1 protein-coding gene is annotated in these 857 nt (G+C 46.3%); it reads left to right on the forward strand.

Annotation, left to right across the window (positions count from 1 at the left end):
- Nucleotides 1-804 (forward strand): two-component regulator propeller domain-containing protein (locus G1O98_RS38375; protein ID WP_163939700.1); only part of this gene is annotated, 804 nt, incomplete at its 5' end.
- Nucleotides 805-857: the final 53 nt, after the last annotated feature.

Consider the following 857-nt stretch of genomic DNA (forward strand, 5'->3'; position numbering starts at 1 on the left):
TCGCGGATTGATCCTAAAACTGGCAAGATTATTTCTCGTGTTAGCTTACCGAATGTTGCCATTGGTGCTTTAGCCCAAGACAAAGTAGGACGCTTATGGGTGGGAAGTTATGGCGGACTAGTTCGAGTAGACCCTCGGACGAATGAAATCACCGCACAGAATTTATTTTTGCCTTCTAAACGGGTTTTGTCACTGTTACTTGACAAACGGGGTTATTTGTGGACTGGAACTGATAGTGGTTTAGCCCTAATTAGTCCTGACCAAGGTTTGATTATGACAACAGTAAAAAATCTGCCTGGTGTCAGCGCCAACACCCTAACTTTAGATGCTGAAGGTCAACTGTGGGTTGGCACTCTTGATGGATTGGTGCGGGTAAATACCGCTAGTGCTTCGATTATGAAGCGGATTGCCGATTTACCAGGGACGACTGTTCAAGCTTTAGCTATCAGTCCAGAAGGCTTAATTTGGGCGGGAATGCCGAATAATTTACTAGTCATTAACCCAAAAACTGGTGCAGTTTTGCGGTCTGTGACTCGCCTGCGTGGACGTGATGTGACGGCGGTACGTTTTGCTAAAGATGGTAGTGTCTGGGTTGGAACTAACAATGGTTTGTTACGATTAAATCCAAATACAGGAGCAGTGTTAGATGCAGAAGTTGCTGGACTTCCTTCTAGTCGGGTTCTAGCCCTTGTACCTGACATCAGCAATAAACTATGGATCGGCACTAGTGAAGGTCTGGCTTGGTTAATGCCCAAAACGGACAGTGCAAAAACCCATATTGCTTTCAGTCGCGCTGTTAAATGAGGGAGTGGGGAGCGAGGAGTGGGGAGTGGTGAAATTCCCTAATCCCCAACCTC

The organism is Nostoc sp. UIC 10630, from assembly GCF_010747425.1.
In the GTDB taxonomy this organism is placed as follows: Bacteria; Cyanobacteriota; Cyanobacteriia; order Cyanobacteriales; family Nostocaceae; genus Nostoc.